Origin of the sequence: Desulfitobacterium dichloroeliminans LMG P-21439 (assembly GCF_000243135.2) — a bacterium.
GTDB lineage: Bacteria > Bacillota > Desulfitobacteriia > Desulfitobacteriales > Desulfitobacteriaceae > Desulfitobacterium > Desulfitobacterium dichloroeliminans.
The window spans coordinates 1,247,990-1,272,877 of sequence record NC_019903.1; the positions used below are offsets into that span (position 1 = coordinate 1,247,990).

The 24,888-nt window shown below is 46.2% G+C and carries 21 protein-coding genes and 2 riboswitches; of the genes, 15 read left to right on the forward strand and 6 right to left on the reverse strand.

The window, feature by feature from the left end:
* Positions 1-167 precede the first annotated feature (167 nt).
* Complete coding sequence (locus tag DESDI_RS05875; protein WP_242825445.1) at positions 168-953, forward strand: glycosyltransferase family 2 protein; 786 nt, start codon at positions 168-170, stop codon at positions 951-953.
* A 157-nt stretch (positions 954-1,110) separates the two neighbouring features.
* Here DESDI_RS05875 and DESDI_RS05880 read toward each other — a convergent pair whose 3' ends face one another.
* The gene (locus DESDI_RS05880) at positions 1,111-2,508 is read right to left on the reverse strand and encodes a YncE family protein (RefSeq protein WP_015261723.1); all 1,398 of its coding nucleotides are present in this window, start codon (positions 2,506-2,508) and stop codon (positions 1,111-1,113) included.
* Positions 2,509-2,729: 221 nt separating this feature from the next.
* Positions 2,730-2,849 (reverse strand): DUF4023 family protein, encoded by a 120-nt coding sequence (locus DESDI_RS05885; RefSeq protein WP_015261724.1) that lies wholly within the window; start codon positions 2,847-2,849, stop codon positions 2,730-2,732.
* A 187-nt stretch (positions 2,850-3,036) separates the two neighbouring features.
* Positions 3,037-3,138, forward strand: a riboswitch (purine riboswitch).
* Positions 3,139-3,383: 245 nt separating this feature from the next.
* On the opposite strand from DESDI_RS05885, the gene DESDI_RS05890 reads away from it, so the two are divergent.
* From DESDI_RS05890 to DESDI_RS05940, 11 genes are all read left to right on the forward strand, one after another.
* Positions 3,384-7,229, forward strand: a complete 3,846-nt coding sequence (locus DESDI_RS05890; RefSeq protein ID WP_015261725.1) for a phosphoribosylformylglycinamidine synthase — start codon at positions 3,384-3,386, stop codon at positions 7,227-7,229.
* A 34-nt stretch (positions 7,230-7,263) separates the two neighbouring features.
* Positions 7,264-7,755: a 5-(carboxyamino)imidazole ribonucleotide mutase gene (purE, locus tag DESDI_RS05895; protein ID WP_015261726.1), complete on the forward strand. Its 492-nt coding sequence runs from the start codon at positions 7,264-7,266 to the stop codon at positions 7,753-7,755.
* Between the two features lie 163 nt (positions 7,756-7,918).
* Complete coding sequence (purB, locus tag DESDI_RS05900; protein WP_015261727.1) at positions 7,919-9,214, forward strand: adenylosuccinate lyase; 1,296 nt, start codon at positions 7,919-7,921, stop codon at positions 9,212-9,214.
* 70 nt (positions 9,215-9,284) lie between these two features.
* Entirely contained in the window at positions 9,285-10,001 is a 717-nt protein-coding gene (gene purC / locus DESDI_RS05905) for a phosphoribosylaminoimidazolesuccinocarboxamide synthase (RefSeq protein ID WP_015261728.1), read from the forward strand.
* A 111-nt stretch (positions 10,002-10,112) separates the two neighbouring features.
* Positions 10,113-11,531 carry an amidophosphoribosyltransferase gene (gene purF / locus DESDI_RS05910; protein ID WP_015261729.1) on the forward strand — a complete coding sequence of 473 codons (1,419 nt, stop codon included), beginning with the start codon at positions 10,113-10,115 and terminating at the stop codon, positions 11,529-11,531.
* A 94-nt stretch (positions 11,532-11,625) separates the two neighbouring features.
* A complete protein-coding gene (gene purM, locus DESDI_RS05915) occupies positions 11,626-12,645 on the forward strand; it encodes a phosphoribosylformylglycinamidine cyclo-ligase (RefSeq protein ID WP_015261730.1) in 1,020 nt (339 codons plus the stop codon).
* Positions 12,645-13,247, forward strand: a complete 603-nt coding sequence (gene purN, locus DESDI_RS05920; protein ID WP_015261731.1) for a phosphoribosylglycinamide formyltransferase — start codon at positions 12,645-12,647, stop codon at positions 13,245-13,247. Before purM ends, purN begins: the two co-directional genes overlap by 1 nt.
* A gap of 36 nt (positions 13,248-13,283) precedes the next feature.
* Complete coding sequence (gene purH / locus DESDI_RS05925) at positions 13,284-14,846, forward strand: bifunctional phosphoribosylaminoimidazolecarboxamide formyltransferase/IMP cyclohydrolase (RefSeq protein WP_041219306.1); 1,563 nt, start codon at positions 13,284-13,286, stop codon at positions 14,844-14,846.
* 38 nt (positions 14,847-14,884) lie between these two features.
* Positions 14,885-16,144 (forward strand): phosphoribosylamine--glycine ligase, encoded by a 1,260-nt coding sequence (gene purD, locus DESDI_RS05930; protein WP_015261733.1) that lies wholly within the window; start codon positions 14,885-14,887, stop codon positions 16,142-16,144.
* A 102-nt stretch (positions 16,145-16,246) separates the two neighbouring features.
* Positions 16,247-16,801 (forward strand): manganese catalase family protein, encoded by a 555-nt coding sequence (locus DESDI_RS05935; RefSeq protein ID WP_015261734.1) that lies wholly within the window; start codon positions 16,247-16,249, stop codon positions 16,799-16,801.
* A gap of 14 nt (positions 16,802-16,815) precedes the next feature.
* Complete coding sequence (locus DESDI_RS05940) at positions 16,816-18,201, forward strand: MFS transporter (RefSeq protein ID WP_015261735.1); 1,386 nt, start codon at positions 16,816-16,818, stop codon at positions 18,199-18,201.
* Here the strand turns inward: DESDI_RS05940 and DESDI_RS05945 are convergent.
* The 4 genes from DESDI_RS05945 to DESDI_RS05960 form a co-directional block, all read right to left on the reverse strand.
* Positions 18,198-18,899 (reverse strand): hypothetical protein, encoded by a 702-nt coding sequence (locus DESDI_RS05945; RefSeq protein WP_015261736.1) that lies wholly within the window; start codon positions 18,897-18,899, stop codon positions 18,198-18,200. The two genes, DESDI_RS05940 and DESDI_RS05945, sit on opposite strands and share 4 nt — an antisense overlap.
* Before the next feature lie 247 nt (positions 18,900-19,146).
* On the reverse strand, positions 19,147-20,001 hold the full coding sequence (locus tag DESDI_RS05950; protein WP_015261737.1) for a MetQ/NlpA family ABC transporter substrate-binding protein: 855 nt from the start codon (positions 19,999-20,001) through the stop codon (positions 19,147-19,149).
* A gap of 179 nt (positions 20,002-20,180) precedes the next feature.
* Positions 20,181-20,858, reverse strand: a complete 678-nt coding sequence (locus tag DESDI_RS05955) for a methionine ABC transporter permease (protein WP_015261738.1) — start codon at positions 20,856-20,858, stop codon at positions 20,181-20,183.
* Entirely contained in the window at positions 20,851-21,873 is a 1,023-nt protein-coding gene (locus DESDI_RS05960) for a methionine ABC transporter ATP-binding protein (RefSeq protein ID WP_015261739.1), read from the reverse strand. The genes DESDI_RS05955 and DESDI_RS05960 overlap by 8 nt, the downstream gene beginning before the upstream one ends.
* 151 nt (positions 21,874-22,024) lie before the next feature.
* Positions 22,025-22,126, reverse strand: a riboswitch (SAM riboswitch).
* A 208-nt stretch (positions 22,127-22,334) separates the two neighbouring features.
* Here DESDI_RS05960 and DESDI_RS05965 point away from each other — a divergent pair.
* From DESDI_RS05965 to hisG, 3 genes are all read left to right on the forward strand, one after another.
* On the forward strand, positions 22,335-22,673 hold the full coding sequence (locus DESDI_RS05965; RefSeq protein ID WP_015261740.1) for a YerC/YecD family TrpR-related protein: 339 nt from the start codon (positions 22,335-22,337) through the stop codon (positions 22,671-22,673).
* Position 22,674: 1 nt separating this feature from the next.
* Complete coding sequence (gene hisZ, locus DESDI_RS05970) at positions 22,675-23,826, forward strand: ATP phosphoribosyltransferase regulatory subunit (RefSeq protein ID WP_015261741.1); 1,152 nt, start codon at positions 22,675-22,677, stop codon at positions 23,824-23,826.
* A gap of 305 nt (positions 23,827-24,131) precedes the next feature.
* On the forward strand, positions 24,132-24,791 hold the full coding sequence (gene hisG / locus DESDI_RS05975) for an ATP phosphoribosyltransferase (protein ID WP_015261742.1): 660 nt from the start codon (positions 24,132-24,134) through the stop codon (positions 24,789-24,791).
* Positions 24,792-24,888: the final 97 nt, after the last annotated feature.

The following is a 24,888-nucleotide window of genomic DNA, read 5'->3' on the forward strand; positions in this document are numbered from 1 at the left end:
ACGGATTCCTTTTTTTCACGCGATATAGATTTTTTATGCTTAAGAACTCCGATCTTTGTTGGGGGGTGGCGACAAAAGGCAGCAATTGCATAGAATGGAGCAGAGTAATTGTCAATTCATAAGGGTGACTTTCGATTGGAGCGAGCGCATTGTTTGAGTGGTCTCGAATGGAGAAAGAAAAGGAACAGATCAGATTGATTCGGGAGAAATACCAACAGGCGGAGAGGCCTGGGGTATCCATCGTTTTACCCACCTCCAAACCCAAATATCTTGAAAATATCTTTGAGAATCTTAGGCGTATTCAATATCCTAAGGTCGAGTATATTGTCATCATCAATAACTCCCGTGTCAACCCTCAAGTTTATCATGAGCGGTTTCAGGATTTGAAAGGAATCCGTTTCTTGGCTCTGGATGAAGGCTACACTTTAGGAGATTGCCTCAACTATGGGGTTGATCTGGCGAAATATGACTATATCGGAAAAATGGATGATGACGACTATTATGGGGCCTGCTTTCTAGAGGATCTCATGTTAGCTTTTCAATACACTTACGCTCAGATTGTCGGCAAGGGTGTGCATTTTGTTTTTTTCGAATCGAATCGTGCTTTAGGAGTTCGCTTGCCTGTTGCTATACCTTATTCGACAGCCGAAGGAGCGTTTTATGAAAATCGCTATACGCGTGGTCCGTCTTTAGCGGGTGGAACGTTTATTGTCAAAAGAGAAGTTTTTAACAAGGTGAGATTTCAATCGGTTAATTTAGGAGAGGACATTAAGTTTTTGCAGGACTGCACCAAGAAAGATATATCGATATATGGCGCAGACCGCTATAATTACGTCTATAGGCGCCATGGAGACCGCATGGATCATACATGGAATGTGAATTCCATATTTGTTCAGAGGCAATCTCATATCATTGATCAAAGCGGTGATTTTGTACCCATCATTACGGTTTAGCTGTGAGGCTAGTAATCTCTATTGTCAATCAAGAAAAGATTAGGCTCCTTGGCCCCTAGTTGGGTTAAGGAGCCTGATTAATCGGGGAACGACTGTTATGCGATTTAGTCATGCACTTTAGTAATGCAATTTAGTTGTGCAAATTTAGTTATAATATTTATTTTATAAAGTGAACCGTCTGCATAGATAGAAGATGTGTTCGGAGGGTGAGGTCTAAGGAATCCGGTGTCAAGCGGGACTTGTCTATCAACTCTGATTGTGTTGATATTTTTAGGTTGAGGTTTTCGCTGACGCGGGAAGGGGTCAGATGAATTTCTACAGCTGAAGCAACATGGTGGATCGTATCATGTAGCTCTAGAAGCTGATTAAGATGATCCTTATAAGTTACTATGATGGGTATTCGAAAGGAAAAGGTTATATGAAAATAGTTGGGACGCTGAGGGATTGCGAGGATGCTCACGGAATGCGCTTTGACTTCCGGATTGGCAAAGACTAGTCCTTCGGCTTTGGCGGTCGGGGTGGGGAATTGAAAATGAAGAGTAGTATCAAAGGGCTTTGGCGGTTTAAAATAGATCTTTTCTGTTACAAAAGAAGAGGGCCTTAGGGATCTATGCCGGGAAGCCTCTTGGGTTATCAGTTCTTGGCTAGATTCTCCATAAGCTAATCCTTGCCGGATTTGTGCTGAGGGTGGAGCATAGAGAATATTTTCTACAGTATGATCCTCTGTATCGATAAGGGTTAACTGATAATCGTTAGTAACCCAGAGCTTGGACCCATCAGGGACGAGGACAAGATCCCTGGGACCATGGATGTCAGGGATAGTCGTTAGAACCCTATTTTCGCTGGTAGAAATAATACTTATGGAGTTATCTCCGAAATTAGCAACATAAACCAACGGTCTATGGGGATGATGGACAATCCGTTGCGGGTTAGCGCCTACCGGAATCAAAGCAATTGTATTTTGTAGCTCACGATCGAAGACAGAAACTCGATTATCACCGCTGAGAACGATATAGAGCAATTCTTTGTTGGGAGATAAGGCAAGATTGTAGGGATAAGAACCTAAAGGGTAGGTGGCGACCACTTGCTTTGTATCCGTATCAATTAGGGAAACAGAGGGGCTGGAGTGCTGGGTCACATAAAGTCGCTTACCATCGCCAGAGAGGACAAGACCAAGGGGCTTAAGATCCATAGGAATCGTAGCGATTACTCTATCTTGATGTAGATCAATGATCGAAATGCTGTGGTCATCAGAGTTTGCTACATACCCCCTATGACCAATCGAGTCAATGACTAGGGCATGGGGTCCTTTGCCAACAGAAATCGTTTTTATAACAGCTAAAGAATTGCAAAGGATAACTGAGATCGTGTCACTACCATAGTTAGGAACATAGATCTTATCTTCTGCAGGAAACCAGGCCAAATAGCGAGGATCAATACCCACAGGAATCATCCCCACGATTTTCTCTTGATCCGGGTGATAAGCAATTACATCTCCGGGTAAAGAGGGATCGATTCCCGATAAGCTTACCCATGCCAATGGAGTGAGAGTCATTACGTGTCCGACCTCCTTTCAGAGAGCCTGAGGTATCTTATTCAGGTGAGTGACTGTGTGTTGCGAAAAGGCTACGAATTAGAAAAGCTATCGAAAAGGGCATATGAGGACATAGAGAGGGATGGGTTTATCGAATCAGTCACGGGAAAGGTAAATGGAAAATGTTTAGTTAATCCAAAAAGGGAGTGTCCAGACGGACACTCCCTTTTTGGAATCGAATATTATTTATTGGTGCTATGCTGCTTATTGGGCAGCTTTCGGTCAGGATTACCCTTACCTTGATGCTTTTTATTTTCTTCTGCTTTCTTTTTGTCCTCATTAAATTTATCTACAAAGTTCATAGTTAACCTCCTTGCTGTGTTAAATTATTATTACTTTAACCATTGATGAATGAAAACATTCTGAAATAGGGATGAATCGAGAATCGAACATTTCAGATTAAAAACAGGGAAATGTTCGAAAAAGTATTGACCATTTCAGCAAGAAAAGCTACAATGATTTCAGAGGATATATTTCTCATGTCAGTTTTTAACATCTTAATATTGCGTTCATATAATCGCGGAGATAGGGTCTGCAAGTTTCTACCGGGCTGCCGTAAATAGCCTGACTATGAGCGAAAGTGTGCCTAGGGTATTTTCCCGAGCGGCACAGGTCTGATGGTTGTTGATAGAAAGGTGGATTCACTTAAGAGTGGATCTTAGCTTTGCCGTTGGATTACACCGAAGGGACAAAAGCCCAGGCGGGAAGGTTTCACTCTTTTTTCTAAAGTGGAATCTATCCGTCTGGGCATTTTTAATTTCATTATCTGTTAGCATTTTGGGGAAGGATAGGAAGAAAGGATTTAATTACCAAAGGATTTAATTTAGGAGGTAATCATGTTAGAGCAAGCTGTTAAGCGTCTTTATGTGGAGAAGAAGCGTGGCTTTAATATCGAAGCCCAAGGATTATTGCAGGATATCCAAGAGAATCTTGGTATGAAAGGCTTAGAAGACTTAAGAATTATTAATCGCTATGATATTGCCGGAATTACCGATGAAGAGTATGCTCAGTCCCGGAATATTATCTTCGCAGAGCCGACTGTGGACTTCATCTATGATGAACAGCTAGAGATTTCCTCTTCAGATCGCGTGTTTGCTATGGAGTATCTGCCTGGTCAATATGACCAACGAGCTGATTCAGCGGCCCAATGTATTCAGATTCTCACTCAAAAAGAGCGGCCGGAAGTGCTTTCAGCGAAGGTAATTGTTCTGAAGGGACAATTAACAGATCATGAGTTCAACCGCATTAAGAATTATTCCATTAACCCAGTAGAATCTCGGGAAGCCAGCTTGGAAAAGCCAGAAAGTCTGGCCTTAGAAGTAGAAACTCCGAATGATGTCGAGATTATCGAAGGTTTTACCCAGATGAACAGTGGAGAGCTAGAGAGATTTTATCAAGGGGCAGGGCTTGCTATGAGTCCGGAGGACCTAACCTTCTGTCAAGGCTACTTCCGAGATGAGGAAAAACGCGACCCTACCATCACGGAGATTCGCGTCATTGATACTTACTGGTCCGATCATTGTCGGCATACTACGTTCTTCACCCAGCTACAAAACATTGCCATCGAGGAAGGGGATTTCAGCTCACCTATCCGCAATGCCTATGAAGATTATCTTGCTTCCCGAGAGTTTGTATACGGGGATAAGGTACAGGGGCGAGATGTTTGTTTAATGGATTTGGCCGTGATCGGCATGAAAGAGTTAAAGAAAAAGGGAATCCTAAAGGATTTGGATGAGTCCGATGAGATTAACGCCTGCAGTATTGTGGTAGATGTTGATGTCGATGGCAAAACCGAAGAATGGCTCGTGATGTTTAAGAATGAAACCCATAACCATCCCACAGAGATAGAGCCCTTCGGGGGAGCGGCTACCTGCTTAGGCGGTGCCATTCGAGATCCTTTGTCAGGTCGGACCTACGTATATCAAGCCATGCGAGTGACTGGAAGCGGAGACCCTCGGGCGAAAGTGGAAGAGACACTGCCGGGGAAACTTCCTCAACGCAAGATTGCCACCGGTGCGGCAGAAGGTTATAGCTCCTATGGCAATCAAATCGGCTTGGCCACTGGACAAGTTGCGGAAGTTTATGATGAAGATTTTATCGCTAAAAGGATGGAGATTGGTGCTGTAATTGCGGCTGCCCCTCGGAAAAACGTCATCCGTCAAACCCCTGAACCGGGAGATGTGGTGGTCTTAGTGGGTGGCAGAACCGGACGCGACGGCTGTGGTGGTGCTACAGGCTCATCCAAGGAACATACCACTGAATCGTTGGCTAGCTGTGGAGCTGAGGTACAAAAAGGGAATCCTCCCACAGAGAGAAAAATCCAACGTTTATTCCGCAATCCCCGGGTCAGCACCATGATTAAGAGATGTAATGATTTTGGAGCTGGGGGAGTATCGGTGGCCATTGGCGAGTTGACTGATGGCGTGGAAATCAACCTAGATGCAGTTTTCAAAAAATATGAGGGCTTAGATGGCACGGAGTTGGCTATCTCCGAATCCCAAGAGCGGATGGCGGTGGTGATCGCCGCCGAAAATCTGGAGGCCTTTGTCCAAAATGCCGACGCGGAAAATCTCGAAGCTACCTTAGTGGCTTCAGTCAGTGCAACTCCACGCTTGAATATGACTTGGCGCGGCAAAAAAATTGTGGATATCAGTCGTGAATTTTTAAATACGAACGGAGTAAAGCAAAAGGCTAATGTGCTTGTAAAACTTCCGGAGGGTAAACATAACTATTTTAAGCAATTACCGCAAGGCATCGAAGCAAAACTGGCTGTTGGAAAAGACGCCAAAGAAGATACTTCCATAGGCACCGTCCATTCTCGACAAACCGCTTTAAAGGAAGCTTGGTTAGCTAATCTTCAAGAGCTTAACGTCTGCAGCCAAAAGGGCTTAGTGGAACGCTTTGATAGTACTATCGGCGCTAATACAGTATTAATGCCCTTTGGGGGAAAATATCAGGAAACTCCCACCGAGGGAATGGTAGCTAAGATCCCTCTGGAATCCGGGGAAACCTTTACAGCTACCGCCATGACTTATGGCTATAATCCGCAACTGGCAAAATGGAGCCCTTTCCATGGTGCCTTATATGCAGTCGTGGAAGCGGTTACTAAAATGGTAGCTCTCGGGGAAGATTACGGAAAAATTCGACTGACCCTCCAAGAGTATTTCGAAAAACTGGGAAAAGATCCGGAGAAATGGGGAAAACCCTTCAGTGCTTTACTAGGAGCACTATACGCACAAAAGCAGTTTGGGATTCCGGCTATTGGTGGTAAGGACAGCATGTCCGGATCCTTTATGGATCTCAATGTTCCTCCTACTTTGGTGGCCTTTGCTGTGGGTGTGTTGCATACCGATCACGTGGTATCCCAGGAGTTTAAAGAAGCGGGGAGCCAAGTCGTTTTAGTTCCCTCCCGTCGGGATGAAAAAGAAGTGATTGACTTCGAAAATCTAACTCGTAATTTTAAAAAGGTTCATGAACTCATCCAATCCGGCAAGGTGTATGCCTCCCATACTGTAAGAATGGGCGGACTGGCTGCAGCCCTCACGAAGATGGCCTTTGGTAATCGCATCGGGATGAAGTTTTTAGCAGCAACGGCTGAGGAAGACCTATTCCATGCGGATTACGGTTCAATAATTTTAGAAATTTCCGAGTCAGATAATCTTAAAGAATTATTTGGGGAAGTTAACTATAGGGTTTTAGGAAGCACTCAAGCCAAGCCCTCTATCGAGCTTAACGGAGTCGAGATTACTTTGGCCGAGGCCAGAGCCGTTTGGGAAAAGCCTTTAGAAAGAATCTTCCCAACCAAAACGGCCCAGATGGGTTTACCTCAGGACTTTTCCTATGGGGAGCGTAATCTACACAGACCCTCCACCAAAATTGCCAAGCCCCGTGTGTTTATCCCGGTTTTCCCTGGAACCAACTGCGAATATGATTCGAGGAAGGCTTTTGAGAAGGCTGGAGCAGTGGTAGACACTTTGGTAGTACGCAATCTTACCCCTGATCATGTGGAACAGACCATACAAAGAATTGTTGAAGAGATAGAACGCTCACAAATCATCATGCTCCCCGGTGGCTTTAGTGCTGGGGACGAGCCCGATGGTTCGGGGAAATTTATCGCGACCATGTTCCGCAATCCTCGTATCAAGGAAGCAGTCATGAAGTTGCTCACCCAAAGAGATGGACTAATGTTGGGTATATGTAATGGCTTTCAAGCTCTTATCAAACTAGGTCTAGTGCCATATGGCGAAATTATCGAATTGGACGAGAACTCGCCGACCTTAACCTATAATAAAATTGGACGCCATGTCTCCTGTATGGTGCAAACCAAAGTAGTCTCCACGTTATCTCCCTGGTTTAGTGGGGTGGAAGTAAATGATATCCATACCATTCCCGTATCTCATGGGGAAGGTCGTTTTGTAGCTAACCCTGCTACCATTCGCAAGCTCATGGAAAGAGGCCAGATAGCAACCCAGTATGTGGATCTGGAGGGCAACCCCAGCAATGATGTCTGCTTTAACCCCAACGGTTCCGATGAAGCCATCGAAGGAATCACTAGCCCAGACGGCCGAGTCCTCGGCAAGATGGCCCACTCCGAGCGCGAGGGTGAAGGCATCGCTATCAACATCCACGGCAATAAGTATCAGCCGATCTTTGAAGGCGGCGTGAATTACTTCAGAGGATAAGCCAAGCTAAATTACACGAATGGAGGAAGATAGAATGAATCAAGTCGGTATCGTCATGGGCAGTGACTCAGATTATAGTGTCATGGAAGACGCCATTAAAGTTCTCAAGGAATTTGGAGTTAGCTATGAAGTGAAGGTATCCTCAGCTCATCGGACCTTGGAGCGAACCTTGAATTGGGTGAGTGGATTCGAAGGACAAGGTGGCAAAGTGATTATTGCCGGGGCCGGGATGGCAGCTCATTTGCCTGGTGTGGTGGCAGGAGCGACGACTCTACCCGTAATCGGGGTGCCGATTCGCAGTGGTGCATTGGAAGGGGTAGACGCCCTGTATGCCATCGTCCAGATGCCCCCGGGTGTTCCGGTGGCTACTGTGGGCATCAATGGAGCTAAAAACGGCGGACTTTTGGCGGTTCAAATGATTGCGCTTTCCGACCAGAATTTGCGAGTGGCGTTAAAAGACTATCGAGTAACAATGGCAGAAGGGGTAGAGGCCAAGGATAAGGCCTTGCAAGAGAAACTCAAATAAATCTTCTGAAAGCAGTGGTCCATTTGGAGCTAAAGGCACAGAACAATAGATGCAGAACAATAGATACAGAACTATAGATACAGAGCTATAGATAGATCTAAAGATAATGATCTAAATGGACCCAAAAACTTATGGAACTCTAAAACGGAAAGGGAGATTGCCGATGATTGAACGATATACTCTTCCCGAGATGGGCCGCGTCTGGACAGATCAACATCGCCTAGAGCTTTGGCTAAAGATAGAAATTGCTGCTTGTGAGGGTTGGTCGAAGATTGGTAAAATACCCGAAGAGGCTGTCCGGGTCATCCGTGAAAAAGCCAGCTTCTCTTGGGAGCGAGTTAAGGAAATTGAAGAAATTACCCATCATGATGTATTGGCTTTTACCACCAATGTAGCAGAAAATGTCGGAGAGCCAGCCAAGTATATTCACCTCGGACTCACCTCCTCTGATGTTTTAGACACAGCCTTATCATTGCAAATGGTTGAAGCGGCTGACATACTGCTGAAAAAACTGCAGCGATTGGAAGCAGCGTTGAAAACTCGGGCCTTGGAACATAAGGACACCTTAATGATGGGAAGAACCCATGGCATTCATGCCGAACCGATCACAATGGGTCTAAAATTTGCTCTTTGGTATGAAGAGATTAAACGGCAAACCCGTCGTATGGAATTTGCCCGTGAGGAGATTCGCGTTGGTAAGATTTCCGGAGCGGTTGGGACATTCGCTAATGTGGATCCCCAGGTCGAGGAATGGGTGTGTGCATCCCTTGGTCTAAGCCCGGCACCAATCTCTACCCAAGTGTTGCAGCGCGATCGACATGCTTTTTATGTAACGACTTTGGCTGGAGTTGCTAGCTCATTAGATAGGATAGCTACCGAATTAAGAAATCTGCAGCGCACCGATGTGCATGAGGTAGAAGAACCTTTTGCCAAAGGCCAAAAAGGTTCGTCGGCCATGCCCCATAAGAAAAACCCCATTACCGGAGAGAGAATCTGTGGCATGGCTAGGGTTATTCGCGGCAATGCTCAAACAGCCCTAGAGAATGTGTCTCTTTGGCATGAGCGCGATATCTCTCATTCATCCGCTGAACGGATTATTTTGCCGGACAGTACCATTGCTCTGGATTATGTCTTGGAAAAGATGATTAAGCTAATCGAGGGCCTGCGGGTCTTTCCAGAAAAAATGCAACAAAATATCGATAAAGTCGTGGGTTTAATCTTCTCCCAAAGAGTTATGTTGGCTTTGGTCAAAAAGGGATCAAGTCGAGAAGACGCTTATGCCTGGACACAACGTAATGCTATGCAGGCATGGGAGACGAAGGAGACTTTCCAGTCCTTAGTGCTTAAGGATCAAGAGATTCGCAAGTACCTGACGGAAGCAGAGATTGAGGGACTTTTCGATTACAACTACCATACTAAACACGTGGATACAATCTTTAAACGAGTCGGACTTCTATAAAGCCCATGTCTAAATTCACGGCAGAACGGCCTGTGTCGTTCCCTACTTCATGAATAAGAGGAGATATGCAATGGAAAAACGAGAAATGGTATACGAGGGTAAAGCCAAGAAGGTTTTTGTCACGGATCAAGAAGGGATCTATTGGCTGGAATATAAGGATGACGCTACTGCATTTAATGGCGAAAAGAAAGGAACAATTGGGGACAAAGGAATTGTCAACAATCGACTATCTGCTCTCTTTTTCCAAGCCTTAGCAAAGGCCGGTATTCCGTCCCACTTTGTCGAATTACTCAATGATCGAGAAATGATTGTGCGTAAATTAGAAATGATTCCTTTGGAAGTGGTCGTACGCAATATCGCAGCCGGCAGCTTAGCGAAACGACTGGGGGTAGATGAAGGATTTCAACTAGCACGACCGGTTGTAGAATTGTATTACAAGGATGATTCTTTGGGTGATCCATTCGTCAATGAGTCCCACGCTTTAGCGATGGGGTGGGCGGAAGTGGCGGAGCTTCAAGAAATCCAAGAAATGGGGCTTAGCATCAATGAGGTATTGCAAAAGATTCTGGACCAAGCGGGTATCATCTTGGTGGATTTCAAATTGGAGTTTGGCAAAAATGAGGGCAAAGTGCTTTTAGGGGATGAAATATCTCCTGATACCTGCCGTTTTTGGGATAAAGAAACTCAGAATAAGCTGGATAAAGATCGTTTTCGTCGTGATCTCGGCCAAGTTGAAGAAGCCTACGAAGAAGTCTATCGCCGGGTCAGTTCAGTCCTTAAAGCATAACAGTGTCATCCTGAAGGGAAGGATGACTTGTGGATATTTTCGGTTTAAGATACTTCGCGATGCTCAATATGACATATATATTTGGCATTAATAAATGAGGAGGGTATCGAATTGAGAGAGCCCTGGGATGATAAACCTAATGAAGAATGTGGAGTTTTCGGCATTTATGCGCCTGAGCAAGAAGTAGCCCGTCTCACCTATTACGCCCTTTATGCTTTGCAGCATCGAGGACAGGAAAGTGCTGGAATTGCCGTTTCTGATGGAAGTACTATTCAAGTGCACAAAGGGATGGGTTTGGTTTCTGAAGTCTTCTCGGAAAGGGTACTGTTGGAACTGAATAGCAAGGGAAAAATGGCGATTGGCCATGTGCGCTATTCTACGACGGGTTCTAGCCTCCTTGCTAATGCACAGCCTCTCGTTGTTCATTACCAAAAGGGAATGATGGCCCTAGCTCATAATGGAAACTTGACCAATGCGGCAGAGCTACGAGATGAGTTAGTCAAGGATGGAGCAGTATTTCAGACGACAGTCGATACGGAAGTGATTGTGCTCTTAATTGCTCGCTATTATCGAAGCAGCTTAGAAGACGCCCTTGTGAAGACCATGTTAGATTTGCAAGGGGCCTATTCGCTGGTGATTGCCGCGGATAACAAGATCATGGGTGTACGGGATCCCTACGGCGTTCGTCCCTTATGCATTGGACAGCTTGAAGGTCGTTATTGTCTTGCTTCGGAGAGTTGTGCCTTAGATACGATAGGAGCTGAATTTGTCCGTGATGTTTTACCGGGCGAAATCATCACGATCGATGAGGATGGTCTGCACTCACGACAAGGGCTGCCGTCTCAGAAGACAGCAGTCTGTGCCTTTGAATACATTTATTTAGCTCGCCCGGATAGCACGATTGACGAATTGAATGTGACGGAAAGCCGTCGCCGAATGGGCGTTGAATTAGCTAGAGAATGCCCAATCGAGGCGGATATTGTGATTCCGGTACCCGATTCGGGGATGACCGCCGCCCTAGGCTATGCGGAGGAATCTGGGATACCTTTTGCCCAAGGCTTGCTTAAAAATCGTTATGTGGGAAGAACCTTTATTCAACCCACCCAAGAAATGCGTGAAGTCGCAGTGCGGTTGAAGCTGAATGCCAATGCCCAAGTGATACGTGGTAAACGGGTGATTATGATTGATGATTCGATTGTAAGAGGGACCACCAGTTCACGAATCGTCGAAATGCTTCGCAAGGTGGGGGCAAAGGAAGTCCATCTCCTCATCTCCAGTCCTCCGGTTCTCTACACTTGCTATTATGGTATTGATACGGCGGAGCGGGAAAAACTCATCGCCACAAATATGGATCTGGAAGAGATTCGCCAATATGTGGGGGCAGATTCTCTCTACTATTTATCTGATGAAGGGGTGCGCAGAGCCTTAGGAAACTTGTCCGTTTGTATGGCTTGTTTTGATGGCAATTATCCTGCAGGAATGCCTACGGGGGCGAAAGCTAAATTGGAAACCTGTAAAGGCAAATGTTAAATTAATCTATAGGAAACCTGCTTTCTTCGAAAGCTTAGTTGGCTTATCCACGGGGTGGAGAGTTGGCTAGAAAGAATAGAAAGGTGGATCTGTAATGGGATATTCTTATCGTCAGGCTGGAGTAGATATTGACGCCGGAAATCAAGCTGTGGAGTTGATGAAACCTGCCGTAAAGCGGACCCTGCGTCCGGAGGTCATGGGGGGACTCGGTGGTTTTGGTGGACTCTTTGCTTTGAATCTGAAAAAATATCCGGAACCAGTACTGGTTTCCGGAACGGATGGAGTCGGGACAAAGCTCAAATTGGCTTTTCAGATGAATCGGCATGATACCATCGGCCAAGACGCGGTGGCCATGTGTGTGAATGACATTTTAGTCCAAGGCGCGGAGCCTTTGTTCTTTCTCGATTATTTGGCTGTGGGTAAATTGGTGCCTGAGCAAGTGGCTGAAGTCGTGGGCGGAATTGCCAAGGGCTGTGAATTGACCGGATGTGCCCTTATCGGCGGTGAGACAGCGGAGATGCCTGGATTTTATGCCGAAGGGGAATACGATATTGCGGGCTTTGCCGTAGGAGCAGTGAACCGCCCGGATCTGATCGATGGCTCGCAGATTAAAGAGGGCGATGTCTTAATCGGTCTTGCTTCGTCCGGCTTTCACAGCAATGGCTATTCCTTGGTACGGAAAGTCTTTGCTCCAGACCTTTGGGATAAGGTCTACCCGGAGTTAGGGGAAACTCTAGGCGAGGCGCTCCTTCGTCCCACGCGGATCTATGTGAAAAGCGTCCTTCCCCTACTAGAGAAACGCCAGATTCTTGGGATGGCCCATATTACCGGGGGAGGCCTAACTGAAAATATTCCCCGTATTCTTCCGGAAGGGTTTGGAGTTACTATTGATCGCTCCGCCTGGCAGGTTCCCGCCCTTTTTAAGCTATTACAAACCATGGGTGAGGTAGCTGAAGAAGAAATGCTTCGCACCTTTAATATGGGTATTGGCTTTGTATTAATCGTCCATCCTCAAGATGTAGAGGAAATCCAGGGTCAGCTCCGGGCGGCAGGGGAAGTAAGCTTTGTCTTTGGAGAGGTTCAAGGCCAGAGCAAGGGAGTGAATTATCGTTGATGCGGATCGGGGTATTGGCTTCCGGACGAGGAAGCAACCTACAGGCATTGATTGAGGTCTGGAAGCAAGGCATGCTGGGGGCGGATATCGTGGCTGTAGGCTCAGACCGTGAGGATGCTCTAGCTTTGCAACGGGCTCAAGATGTAGGGGTACTAAATCAAGCCTTCCCTCTTCGCAATTATGGGACCCGGGGGGAACAGGAGGGGGCAATCCTGAGTTGGCTGAGAGAGCAGGGGGTAGAGCTTCTGGTTCTCGCAGGATTTATGCGGGTGTTGAGCAAGGAATTTCTGCAAGCATGCCAAATTCCCGTTATCAACATTCACCCTTCGTTGCTACCGGCTTTTCAAGGCCTTCATGCCCAAAGGCAGGCCGTGGAATATGGGGTCAAGCTTTCCGGTTGTACAGTTCACTATGTGGATGAGGGGCTGGATAGTGGTCCCATTATCCTACAAGAGGCTGTAGCAGTGTTGCCGGATGATACTGAAGCATCTTTATCAGACCGCATTCTGGAAGTCGAGCATCGAATTTATCCTGAGGCAGTAAAGTTAGTGGCGACTGGACGGGTCAGTCGGCAGGGGCGTGTCGTGGAGATTCTTGATTAACACGGCAATGAGAAGATTTAGTTTGAGGGGGCTTTTTTGATGAGAAGAGCAATGCTCAGTGTTTCTAATAAAACAGGACTGGTAGAATTTGCCCGGGGACTGGTGGAGCTAGGTTTCGCTTTGGTTTCCACTGGAGGAACCTTTAAGACCTTGACCGGTGCAGGACTACCTGTAAGCTATGTCACAGAGATTACGGGCTTTCCAGAGATTCTGGATGGACGAGTCAAGACACTTCATCCAAAGGTCCATGGAGGGATACTCGCCCGTGGCACGGCAGAACATTTGCAACAGCTTAAAGAGAATGGAATTGGCCTTATTGAGCTGGTGGTGGTGAATCTTTATCCTTTTAAGGAGACCATCGCCAAACCGGGAGTGGAATTCCAAGAGGCCATTGAAAATATTGATATCGGCGGTCCCTCGATGGTGCGGGCGGCAGCTAAAAATCAAGAACGTGTAAGTATCGTCGTGAATCCGGAACGTTATGGGGAAGTTCTGCAAGCAATGCGCGAGCAAGGTGAAGTGCCTTATGCTTTGCGTAAACGTTTGGCTGCCGAGGCCTTTGCCCATACGGCTGAATATGATCGCTATATTGCGGATTATTTAGCTCAGGAGCTGGCGAAGGAATCAGCTGAATCGACTACGGATCAATCCGTTTTCCCTGATTCCATAACCCTCTCTGGGCAAAAGGTCCAGGACCTCCGCTATGGGGAGAATCCTGACCAAAAGGCTGCCTTTTATCGTAGGATTGGGGCTGAAGGGACTTTAGCTCATGGGCAACAACTCCAGGGGAAAGAACTTTCCTATAATAACTGGATGGATATGGATGCTGCTTGGGGAATTGTAGAGGATTTCGGCGAACCTGCTTGTGCCATTATTAAACATACTAATCCTTGTGGAACTGCCCTTGGCAAGACTGCCCTTGAAGCCTATGAAAGAGCTCTAGCAGCGGACCCGGTATCGGCCTTCGGTGGGATTATCGCTTTCAATCGGGGAATCGAAGCACCCTGTGCCGAAGCCTTGAAAGGTCATTTTTATGAAGTAATTGTAGCTCCTAAGTTTAGCGAAGAAGCCCAGGAGATTTTGCAGGAAAAGAAAAATCTTCGTCTGGTTCAAGTGACACCAGGGGCACAGCGGGCAACTGCACCCTGGAAGGTGCGCTCGATCGAAGGGGGATTTTTAATTCAGGAAGAAGATGAGGGCACAACACCAGTCTCCGCTTGGGAGACTGTTAGTGATCTTAAGCCGACCCCTCAAGATATCCAAGAGCTGGATTTTGCTTGGCGGGTTGTGAAGCATGTCAAATCCAATGCGATTGTTCTTACTAAAATGAGTCAAACTCTAGGAGTGGGAGCTGGTCAGATGAATCGGGTCGGTTCCGTGAAGATTGCCCTAGAGCAGGCACGCGAAAAGGCCCAAGGAGCCTATCTTGCTTCTGACGCTTTCTTCCCTTTCCCGGATTCCTTGGAAGAGGCTGCTAAAGCAGGGGTTCGTGCTGTGGTTCAACCCGGTGGATCGGTCAAGGATGCGGAAGTCATTGAGGCTGCTAATCGTTTAGGCTTGATTCTGATGTTTACCCATCGACGTCATTTTAAACACTAGGTTGTGTTCGACCAATCAATGAGTAAAGTAGGTGTCCTATGGGAAAAAAAGTTTTGCTGGTAGGTAATGGGGGCAGGGAACATGCTCTCGCTTGGAAAATAGCTCAAAGCCCGGAGGTCGAGAAGGTGTTTGTGGCTCCGGGAAATGCCGGAACTCAGGAATGGAATGTGCCCATAGCCGCTACCGATATTTCTGGTTTGCTGGCATTTGCCAAGAAGGAAGGTATTGATTTGACCGTGGTGGGGCCTGAGGCCCCTTTGACCTTAGGAATTGTGGATGCCTTTACCCAAGCAGGGTTAAGAGTTTTTGGACCAACGCAAGCCGCGGCTCGTCTTGAAGGCAGCAAATCCTTTGCCAAGGAGATTATGGTCGAGGCCGACGTGCCAACAGCTAAAAGTCAGGTGTTTGCCAATCCCGAGGAGGCCAAGGCCTATGTTGAAGAGCTGGGAGCACCGATTGTTTTGAAAGCCGATGGCTTAGCCGCTGGTAAAGGGGTGATCGTGGCTATGGATTTGCCAACGGCCTTAACAGCTGTTGATGAGCTAATGGATGGTTCCTTTGGGGAATCAGGGAAATTGCTGCTGGTGGAAGAGTATCTGGAAGGGCAAGAAGTCAGTTTGCTCTGCCTATGCGATGGAGAAAACGCGGTTACCTTGGTCCCGGTCCAAGATCATAAACGAGCTCTGGATGGTGATCAGGGCTTAAATACGGGGGGGATGGGTACATACAGTCCACCGCCCTTTTGGAATTCTCAAGTTGAGGAACAAGCCTTGCGTGAGATTATACAGCCTACTTTACGTGCTATGAAGGAAAAAGGGATGCCTTTTCAAGGGGTGCTCTTTGCCGGTCTGATGCTCACCAAGGAAGGCCCCAAAACCCTAGAATTCAATGTACGCTTCGGCGATCCGGAAACCCAGGTAATCATCGCGCGTTTAAAATCGGATTTGTTTAAGGCTCTTTGGGCTTGTACGGAAGGACGTTTGGGGGATGTGCAGCTCGAGTGGGAAAAGGAAACCGCTATTTGCATCGTGATGGCTGCACCTGGGTATCCCGCGGCTTATAAAAAAGGTATACCGATGGCTTTACCGGAAACCCTAGCTGAAGGACAAGTTATTTTTCACGCGGGAACATCTCGTGCTGAAGATGGGCAGCTTCAAAGCACCGGTGGTAGAGTCTTGGGGGTTACCGTCCTAGGAAAAGACCTTTCCGAGGCACGCCACTTAGGATATACTTTAGTAGAGAAAATAGATTTCCCGCAGGCACATTATCGGAAGGATATTGGCCTAAAGGGTCTATAAGTAAGCAACATTATAGCGACAATTTGCTTTTCCACTTGTGACCTTGCTTTGTCCGTTCTTCATATACTGAAGACAGGACGATGTGCAAGGGAGGGAAACGGTGTGTACAGCTATCGCAAACGGTTCTTTTATCCAATCCATGTGGAAGGACCTGATCCGGTCTTGGCCAAACAGTTGATTGAACACTATGGCGGTAAGGATGGAGAACTGACTCAAGTAGTTCAGTACCTAAATCATCAAGTTAATATAGATAACCGTTATATACGCGAATTGCTGGGGCTCATTTCTGCTGAAGAGTTGGCCCATTTGGAAACCCTATCGGCAATGATAATCAAACTGGGTGGTGAGGTTCATCGCCTAGTGAATGCAAGTGACCAAGCCTGGTCACTTGCCAATGTCTATCAATACTCTGAATCGGAAAAGATATTAAGGGCTAATGTCGCCTTAGAGAAAAGGGCCCGCCTCCAATATGAAGAGCATGCTAACCTGACCCAGGATCCTGGCGTAAAGCGCCTCTTAAGCTTTCTGGCTCGCCGCGAAGGGATTCATCAGAAGCTCTTATATCGTTGTCATAAGGTGATGATGGAAGGCGGTAGTAGCGAACACTATATGGGAATCATCTATGATTACAAAATGAGTTTGCAGGTCTTAGATTGATGGGGGTAGCACCGATGAGCATATCACAACGAATCGAGAATTTACCGGTCAAGCGTTTCCACTATATTCTTCTGCTTTCTGCAGGGTTAGGGTGGATGTTTGATTCCATGGATACGGGAATTATCTCGTTTGTCCTCCCGGTTTTGATGAAGACTTGGGGGTTAACCCCTGAGCAGGTGGGGAACATCGGGAGCATTGGTTTGGTCGGGATGGCTCTCGGGGCAATCATTGGAGGCAGTATCGCCGATCGCGTGGGCCGTAAAAAAGTCTTTGCGTTTACTTTGGTCATGTATTCCATAGCCACTGGCCTATGCGGGTTGGCTTGGAGTTATGAATCCCTCTTGGTTTTCCGCTTTCTGGTTGGGTTTGGTTTAGGAGGACAGCTGCCTGTCGCAGTGACCTTGGTCAGTGAATTCACACCTGCGAAGCACCGGGGTAAATTTCTTGTGCTTCTGGAAAGCTTTTGGGCCATCGGTTGGCTCTTAGCAGCAGTCATATCGTATCTGATTATTCCGGCCTTTGGCTGGCATGTTGCCTTTTTCATTGGTGCCATCCCTGCACTCTATGTATTTTATCTTTGGAAATACATCCCGGAGTCGCCACGGTTCCTTGAGGAAAATGGCAGACTAGAAGAAGCAGAAGCTGTGTATCGCATGGTAGCAGGAGAGGATTCAGGGAGCAACAAAGCCAATTTGGGTGTAGGTACTGGTGCGGGTGTAGGTACCCAGGAGATGGGGCGGAAAGTTACGGTGGACAAGCCTTCCAAATCTCGCAATAACACAAAGGTGAATCGAGTAACCTTAGGGGAACTATTCTCTAAGAAATTTTTGCGGCGCACTGTATTTCTTTGGCTCCTATGGTTCGGCATTGTTTATTCATATTACGGAATCTTTACTTGGTTGCCCTCTATTCTGGCAATTAAGGGTTTTTCCTTGACCAAGAGTTTTAGTTATGTCATTGTTATGACTTTAGCTCAAATTCCCGGCTATTTTACTGCCGCATTTTTTGTGGATCGAATCGGCCGTAAGCCCACTTTGGCAACTTTCGTTTTGGGAACAGCGACGAGTGCTTTTTTCTTTGGACAAGCTGACAGTGTGACCATGATTCTTGTCTTCGGCTCACTCATGTCGTTCTTTAATCTCGGCGCCTGGGGAATTCTCTATACCTATACCCCTGAGCTCTATCCGACCAGGGCACGGGGAACTGGAGCAGGATGGGCAGCAGGATTTGGTCGGATTGGGGGTATCTTAGCTCCTGCGGTGGTTGGCAGAATGTTAGGAGCCTCGATATCCACGGAAACCGTTTTCTTGATGTTTACGGGAGTACTTATCTTAGTTGTAATCAACGTGCTTGTTCTTGGTGAAGAGACCAAAGGACGACCCATGGATGAAGTAGCTTAGAGAATTTCCTTAGAGCGATATTCCCAGAATCGGTTGGATACTAAACGGAGACAGAAGGGATGCCTGCTCCAGTTTTCGATATTATCTAGGGAAAGAAGTAAAGCGTACGCTTGTCGGCAGGTGCTGAGTAAGGGGTAATTTTTGCAGAGATAGGCAAGATTTGCGAGGATTGCTTCTTGTCGCTCTTGATGAAAAAGGTTTTGCACATAGCGCCGACTTAAAGGACTTAGGCGATATTGGGCAAGTTCTGCAGCTAGAGGTCGTAGTTCATCCTTAGCGAAATGAATGACAGCTAACTGTGGTAAATCCGCAACAAGATCAGCGCCTTCTAAAAAGCGAAAAAGGTTTTCTTGGATGGTTAACGGCGAGAAAGGGAAGGTTCCCGGGGTTTCGGTGAGGACACGAATGCGCAATAGATTCGCCCGGAGAAAATCAGATTCCTGTTGAATTGGACTGATCTGTGTCTTTTCGAGATTGCGAATAACTTTCCCTAGGTACTCATTGCCTTCACAAGCAATGTATTCCCACTGCGGAAGCAGCGAAGTGAGAAGGTGGCCAAGATAGGCGCCCTTAGATTCAAATACTTGATAGCGTGTTAAGGTTGTGAGGGTTTCCTCATTGGGGTAAGCTAAGATACTGCGTAGCATCTCAGGGTGCATACTCAACCGAGTCTTTATTTTCTTATCGAAGGAATTCATAGGGATTTCTCCTCATCTGTTTAGGATGAAATGCCGAGACCTATCACCCTAAGTAATGTTGTTCTTAGTGTGTGAGGGCAAACCCGTTCTAATCCAGCAAAAATATGGTAAATCAAAAAGGCCGTCCTCGCATTTAATGTGGAGAACGGCCTTTTTATAAGGACAACCAGCTGCTTCGCCTTCGGTGATGCGTGAAACCTAAAGCACGGTGAAGCCAAGTTTCCTATAACGATTTACTGACAATATCTTAGAATGCAGGAATAACTGCACCTTTGTAGGTATCTTCGATAAATTTCTTAACTTCTGGGGTGTTGAGGGCTTTGACTAATTTTTGCAGATTGGGATCATCTTTGCGATCCTCTTTAGCAACTACGATATTGGCATAAGGAGAATCCTTACCTTCTAGGTAAAGAGCATCTTCTGTTGGATTTAAGTCGCCCTCTAAAGCAAAGTTGGTGTTGATGACGGCTGCGGTAATTTTTGCATCAGTAAGAACACGGGGAAGTTGAGCAGCATCTACTTCGGAGAACTTCAGATTTTTAGTGTTCTCGGTAATATCTAAGATGGTTGCCTTAACACCGACACCCTCTTTGAGTTTAAGCAAACCAGCAGATTCCAAGACAGCCAAAGCGCGTCCGCCATTGGAAGGGTCGTTGGGGATAGCAATGGTGTCACCATCCTTGAGTTCATCAGCCTTGGTGATCTTTTTTGAATAGAGGCCCATGGGTTCAATGTGAACTGTACCAATGACCGCAAGTTTCAGTCCTTGATCAATGGTGAAGGTCTCTAAATAAGGGGTGTGTTGGAAGTAGTTCGCATCAATATCACCGGAATCTACGGCTGGATTGGGTAGAGGATATTCAGTGAAAATAGTGATTTCTAAATTGACGCCTTGTTTTGCTAATTCTGGTTTAATGAATTCTAGGATTTCGGCATGGGGTACGGGGGTAGCCCCTACTTTGATTGTGACAGGCTCATTGGCATTACCGGTATTAGCCGGGGGTGTGGTTTGAGCAGTGTTTCCGCACCCGGTTACAAGTAGGGAAAGAGCAACTACGGAGCTTAGCAGTAAAGTAGCTAGTTTGCGATGTGAACGAATCATTATTTTTCCTCCTTTGATGTTCCATTTTTCTCTTTGTATCATCGTTTATCCGATGAATACTGATGAAGACATGTTGGGTTTACCTCATGGATAACTATATGTTACAAGTCCATTCCCTAAACCTGTTACGGCGACCGGTACGCCATGAATAGGTTCGTAGTTGGCTTGAAACAACCGTCTTAATGATGAGTCATTCGGCGAGCAAGCATGGTGCCAAGGGACTGGATGACTTGGACGATAAGCACAAGAATCACGACGGTCATAAGCATGATATCAGTCCGGAAGCGGTTATAGCCATATTGAATAGCCACGGCTCCCAAACCACCTCCACCCACAGCACCGGCCATGGCCGTGTAGCCAATAATGCTAATGGTGGTGATAGCAACACCCAGGACGAGAGACCCCTTGGCCTCGGGCAGAAGCACTTTTTTGATAATTTGCCAGGGAGAAGAGCCCATGGATAAGGCCGCTTCGATCACCCCGTAGGGGACTTCCTTGAGAGAACTCTCGACCATCCTGGCCACGAAAGGTGCCGAGGAAATGACAAGAGGAACGATGGCTGCTGTTGTACCGATATAGGTACCAACAATTGCACGAGTGAAGGGAATAATTAGAACTAATAAGATGATAAAGGGTATGGAACGAAAAACATTGATAATTGTACCTAGGATACGCTCAATCCAAGGGTTTGGCGAAATGTGGTTAGGTGAAGAGATGACCAAAATCACCCCTAAGGGGACTCCCAGCACATAGGCGAGCAGGGTAGAAACAATAATCATATAGAAGGTTTCCCCTGTAGCCGGGGTCAAAAGCTGGAACATGGTATCCCAATACTGCGGATTGGAGAAATCAAACATGCTGTATCACCTCCACTTTGAGTTCGCGCTGGGCAAGATAGTCATGAGCTAGGGCTAGCTTTTCGGGAGTTCCTTGTAGCTCCAGGGTTAATGTGCCAAAGAGAGTAGAGCGAAGATGATCAATGCTTCCATAGAGAATATTAGCTTGAACATCACATTCTTTGATCAGATCGGTAATGATGGGGTCCGAAGTTTTGGAACCTAAAAACTGAATGCGGACAATCTGAGAATTAGGATGAGTGGACAATTCCTGAAGTAGATCCATGGGCAGTTCGTTGGGGAATACCGTGGAAATGAACTCCTTAGCGATACTGGATTGGGGTTGTATAAATACCGCTTCCACAGGTCCTTGTTCGGCAATCTTGGCCTCATGAATTACCGCTACATCTGTGCAGATTTCTTTAACCACTTTCATTTCGTGAGTAATCATGATGATGGTTAACCCGAAGCGTTGATTGATGTCGCGCAAGAGCTCCAAGATGGATAGGGTTGTTTGAGGATCTAAGGCCGAAGTAGCTTCATCACAGAGAAGTACTTTTGGATTCGTTGCTAAGGCGCGAGCGATGCCTACTCTTTGCTTCTGTCCGCCACTGAGTTGAGAAGGATAGACCTGGGCTTTATCTTCTAAGCCCACTAAGGGTAGCAACTCCTTAACTCGTTGTTCGATGTCAGGCTTTTTATAGCCGGCGATTTCTAAGGGAAAGGCAATGTTATCGAAGACTGTGCGTGATTGGAGCAGATGAAAGTGTTGAAAGATCATGCCAATCTTTTGGCGAGCTTGTCTAAGCTCACGGGCGGACATCTTCATCAGATCCTGATCGTCAATAAAAATTTTGCCGCTAGTGGGCTCCTCTAAGCGATTAATGCAACGGACCAAGGTACTCTTGCCGGCACCGCTTAAACCGATAATGCCGTAAATTGCGCCTTGAGGAATATGAAGAGTTATATCTTCAATTGCTGTTATTTGATCCTTGAGGGAGGTATAAACTTTGGTTAAATTCTCTATGCGTATCAAGGGACTTTCCTCCTCGTCATAATCTAAAAGTTGAATGCTCTAAAGGCAGACTGTTATTGAAATCTAAATTAAGAAAATAAAATAAAATAAAATTTAAAAAGATATAATAAAAAACTCCACGAGGAAATCCGCGGAGTTATCTTCGGCTTTCCTCTCATCTCCCAGTATTTTTCCTGCAGGATTTAGCACCGTACATTAAATGCCGGTTGCCGGGTTTCATCGGGCCAGTCCCTCCACCTACTCTGGATAAGAGTAATCTATTAACTTTTAAGTCAATTATGAATCTTGATAGAAACTATATTAACATAGTGCACTACCCTTTGGCAAGTCATTTTTGTATAACAAGGATAGGAAATACACCTGTAATCATAAACAAATTTGCTAAAGTGAGCTGAAGAATATTGACAAGGGCGCGATACTTTAATAAATTAAAGTATAGAAGTGTAAGGAGATGAGCGATAATGAAAGAACATGAAGATGATGTTTTTCAAGGAATTGATCAACGCTTGCGTGATTCATTAACTGATGCGCTTTTTGATGCGATTTTACTATTAAAGGATCGAGAAGAATGCTACCGATTTTTTCAAGATATCGCCACTGTTGCCGAGATTAAGTCTCTGGCGCAGCGTTTAGAAGTAGCCAAACTCCTCGAGAAGAATGTAACCTATACAACGATAGCCCAAGCGACAGGTGCCAGCACGGCCACTATCAGCAGGGTCAAGCGGTGCTTGTTTTTTGGTGCTGATGGTTACCAGATGGTATTGAAGCGATTGGCGGAACAAGAAGAGGGGGAGAAATAATATGCCTCGTAGCTCTTTGGGTTTAAGAATTCCGGAAGGGATGCACGATATTCTGCCGAATGAGCTAGCCTTACAGGATCAAGCCGAAGATTCCGTTCTCGATTTGTTCAAAGCTTGGGCTTATCAGAAAATTGTCACTCCGACCTTAGAATATGGGGCGTGTATTGAACCGGTGGAGGAAGAAGGAGATGCCTTCTTTAAACTCTTTGATCGCCAAGGTCATGTCCTTGTCTTGCGTCCGGAGCTAACTACCCCCATTGCTAGGATGGTCAGCACACGGATGCGGGGTGGTAATTTGCCCTTAAGGTTATGTTACTCTGCCGATGTATACCGTTACTCAAAATCTCATAAGCAAGAATTCCGTCAAGTAGGGGTAGAACTTGTCGGCTCGGCTTCCCCGTTAGCCGATGCAGAGGTGATTGCGTTAGCCTGTGAAGCCCTCGGTCGTATCAGTGTTAGGGGTTTTCAGATTAATCTAGGGCATATGGGGATCTTTACCGGGATTATGGATGAACTAGGGGTATCTGAGACTTTTAGGATTAATTATCAAGAGAAGTTAGCGCGCAAGGATTTTGTCGGTATCGAACGCTTGGTCAAGGAGTGTGGCTTAGAAGGTAGAGTTCAGGAGATTCTTTTAAAGCTACCTCATCTTCACGGAACAGAAGAGATGTTAGGTCAAGTTCTCGAATGGAGTCAGGAGCCTATACTGATTAAAGCTGTAGAGGTACTGCGACAGGTTTATCACTACCTAAGAGATTTCGGTGTCCAAGACAAGGTGTCTCTGGATTTGGGGATACTGCGTGGGTTTAGCTATTATACAGGGGCTGTTTTCGAAGGCTATGTACCTGGAGTAGGTTTCCCGATTGTTGAAGGGGGTCGCTATGATTCCTTATATGGTGAATTTGGAGATGATTACCCAGCCACTGGTTTTGCGATCAATCTAAAAGCCATCATTGAACAATTGCCCCCTAGCCAAGCCGATCTAGCTGAGATTTTCATTTACGGACAGGACACTTCAAAAGTAATCACGGAAACCCAAAGACTGCGTCAAGAGGGTAAAAAAGTGGAAATGAGTTTAGTGCCCTTGAATCAGGGAGAGGCTGAGGAGTTGGCCACTCGCAAAGGATTTAAGGATGTGTATTGTGTAAAATAAAAAGAAGAGTGAGCAGCTCCTCCAACTGGAGGAGTTTTTGCTTTACTATTGCCTTGACCACCTGCATCCGGGTTTCGTAGAAGGAAACATTCGGGATATAGAGGCGGAAGCATATGCGGATCAATTCAGTGATAAATAGCCATGGGGAAATTGGTGGAAACTAAGGATAAAGTGAGTTGTTTAGATTAGACGGAGAGATTTTTTGAAAAGTATTGCCAAGGTAGGTAGAGGTTGCTATAATAACTGTAATGCTCTAACGCTTTAACTAACTAAAGTATTTTTATATATTGAGGAGATGAGAGAGATTGGCTCGTAATTTCTTAACCATCGCTCTGCCAAAGGGTAAATTATTAATTGACTCCTTAGAGGCTCTGACTAAGATTGGCATTGATTGCGAGGATGTCAGTGAAGCCTCGCGAAAATTAGTATTTCCTTTGGAGAAGTCCCAAGCCCAGATTATTATTTGCCGTCCCACAGATATTCCGACCTTTGTGGAATATGGCGCAGCAGATGTTGGTTTTGTCGGGAAGGATACCCTTTTAGAGGAAAACAAAGATGTTGTGGAGCTGTTAGATCTTGGTTTTGGCTATTGCCGCTTTGTGGTAGCTATGCCGGAAGAAAAGGTACCCCCTCTCCTTCCCGAGGGGACGTATGATTTAAGTGCCTTAAACCATCAGCGAGTGGCCACGAAGTTTCCCCGGGTAGCCGAAGAATTTTTCCGGCAGCAGGGGATGCAGGTGCTACCCATTAAATTACATGGTAATATTGAATTAGCGCCGCGGGTAGGACTCTCGGAGATGATTGTGGATATTGTTTCTACAGGGACCACCTTAAAGCAAAACAAGTTGGTGGAAGTGGCACCTATCCTTGAAGCGACCACAAGACTTATCGCCAACCGAGTTGCTTACCGGATGAAATATGAGCGAATTAATGAACTGACGGAGAAGCTTCGTCAGATAGTATAACCTAACTAGTGGAGCCACTGTAGCCGCTGCCATCGAAGGACTAACAAGCCCGTAGGGAGAGTGCTACGGGCACCAGCAAGTTTCGTTTTTTGGAGGT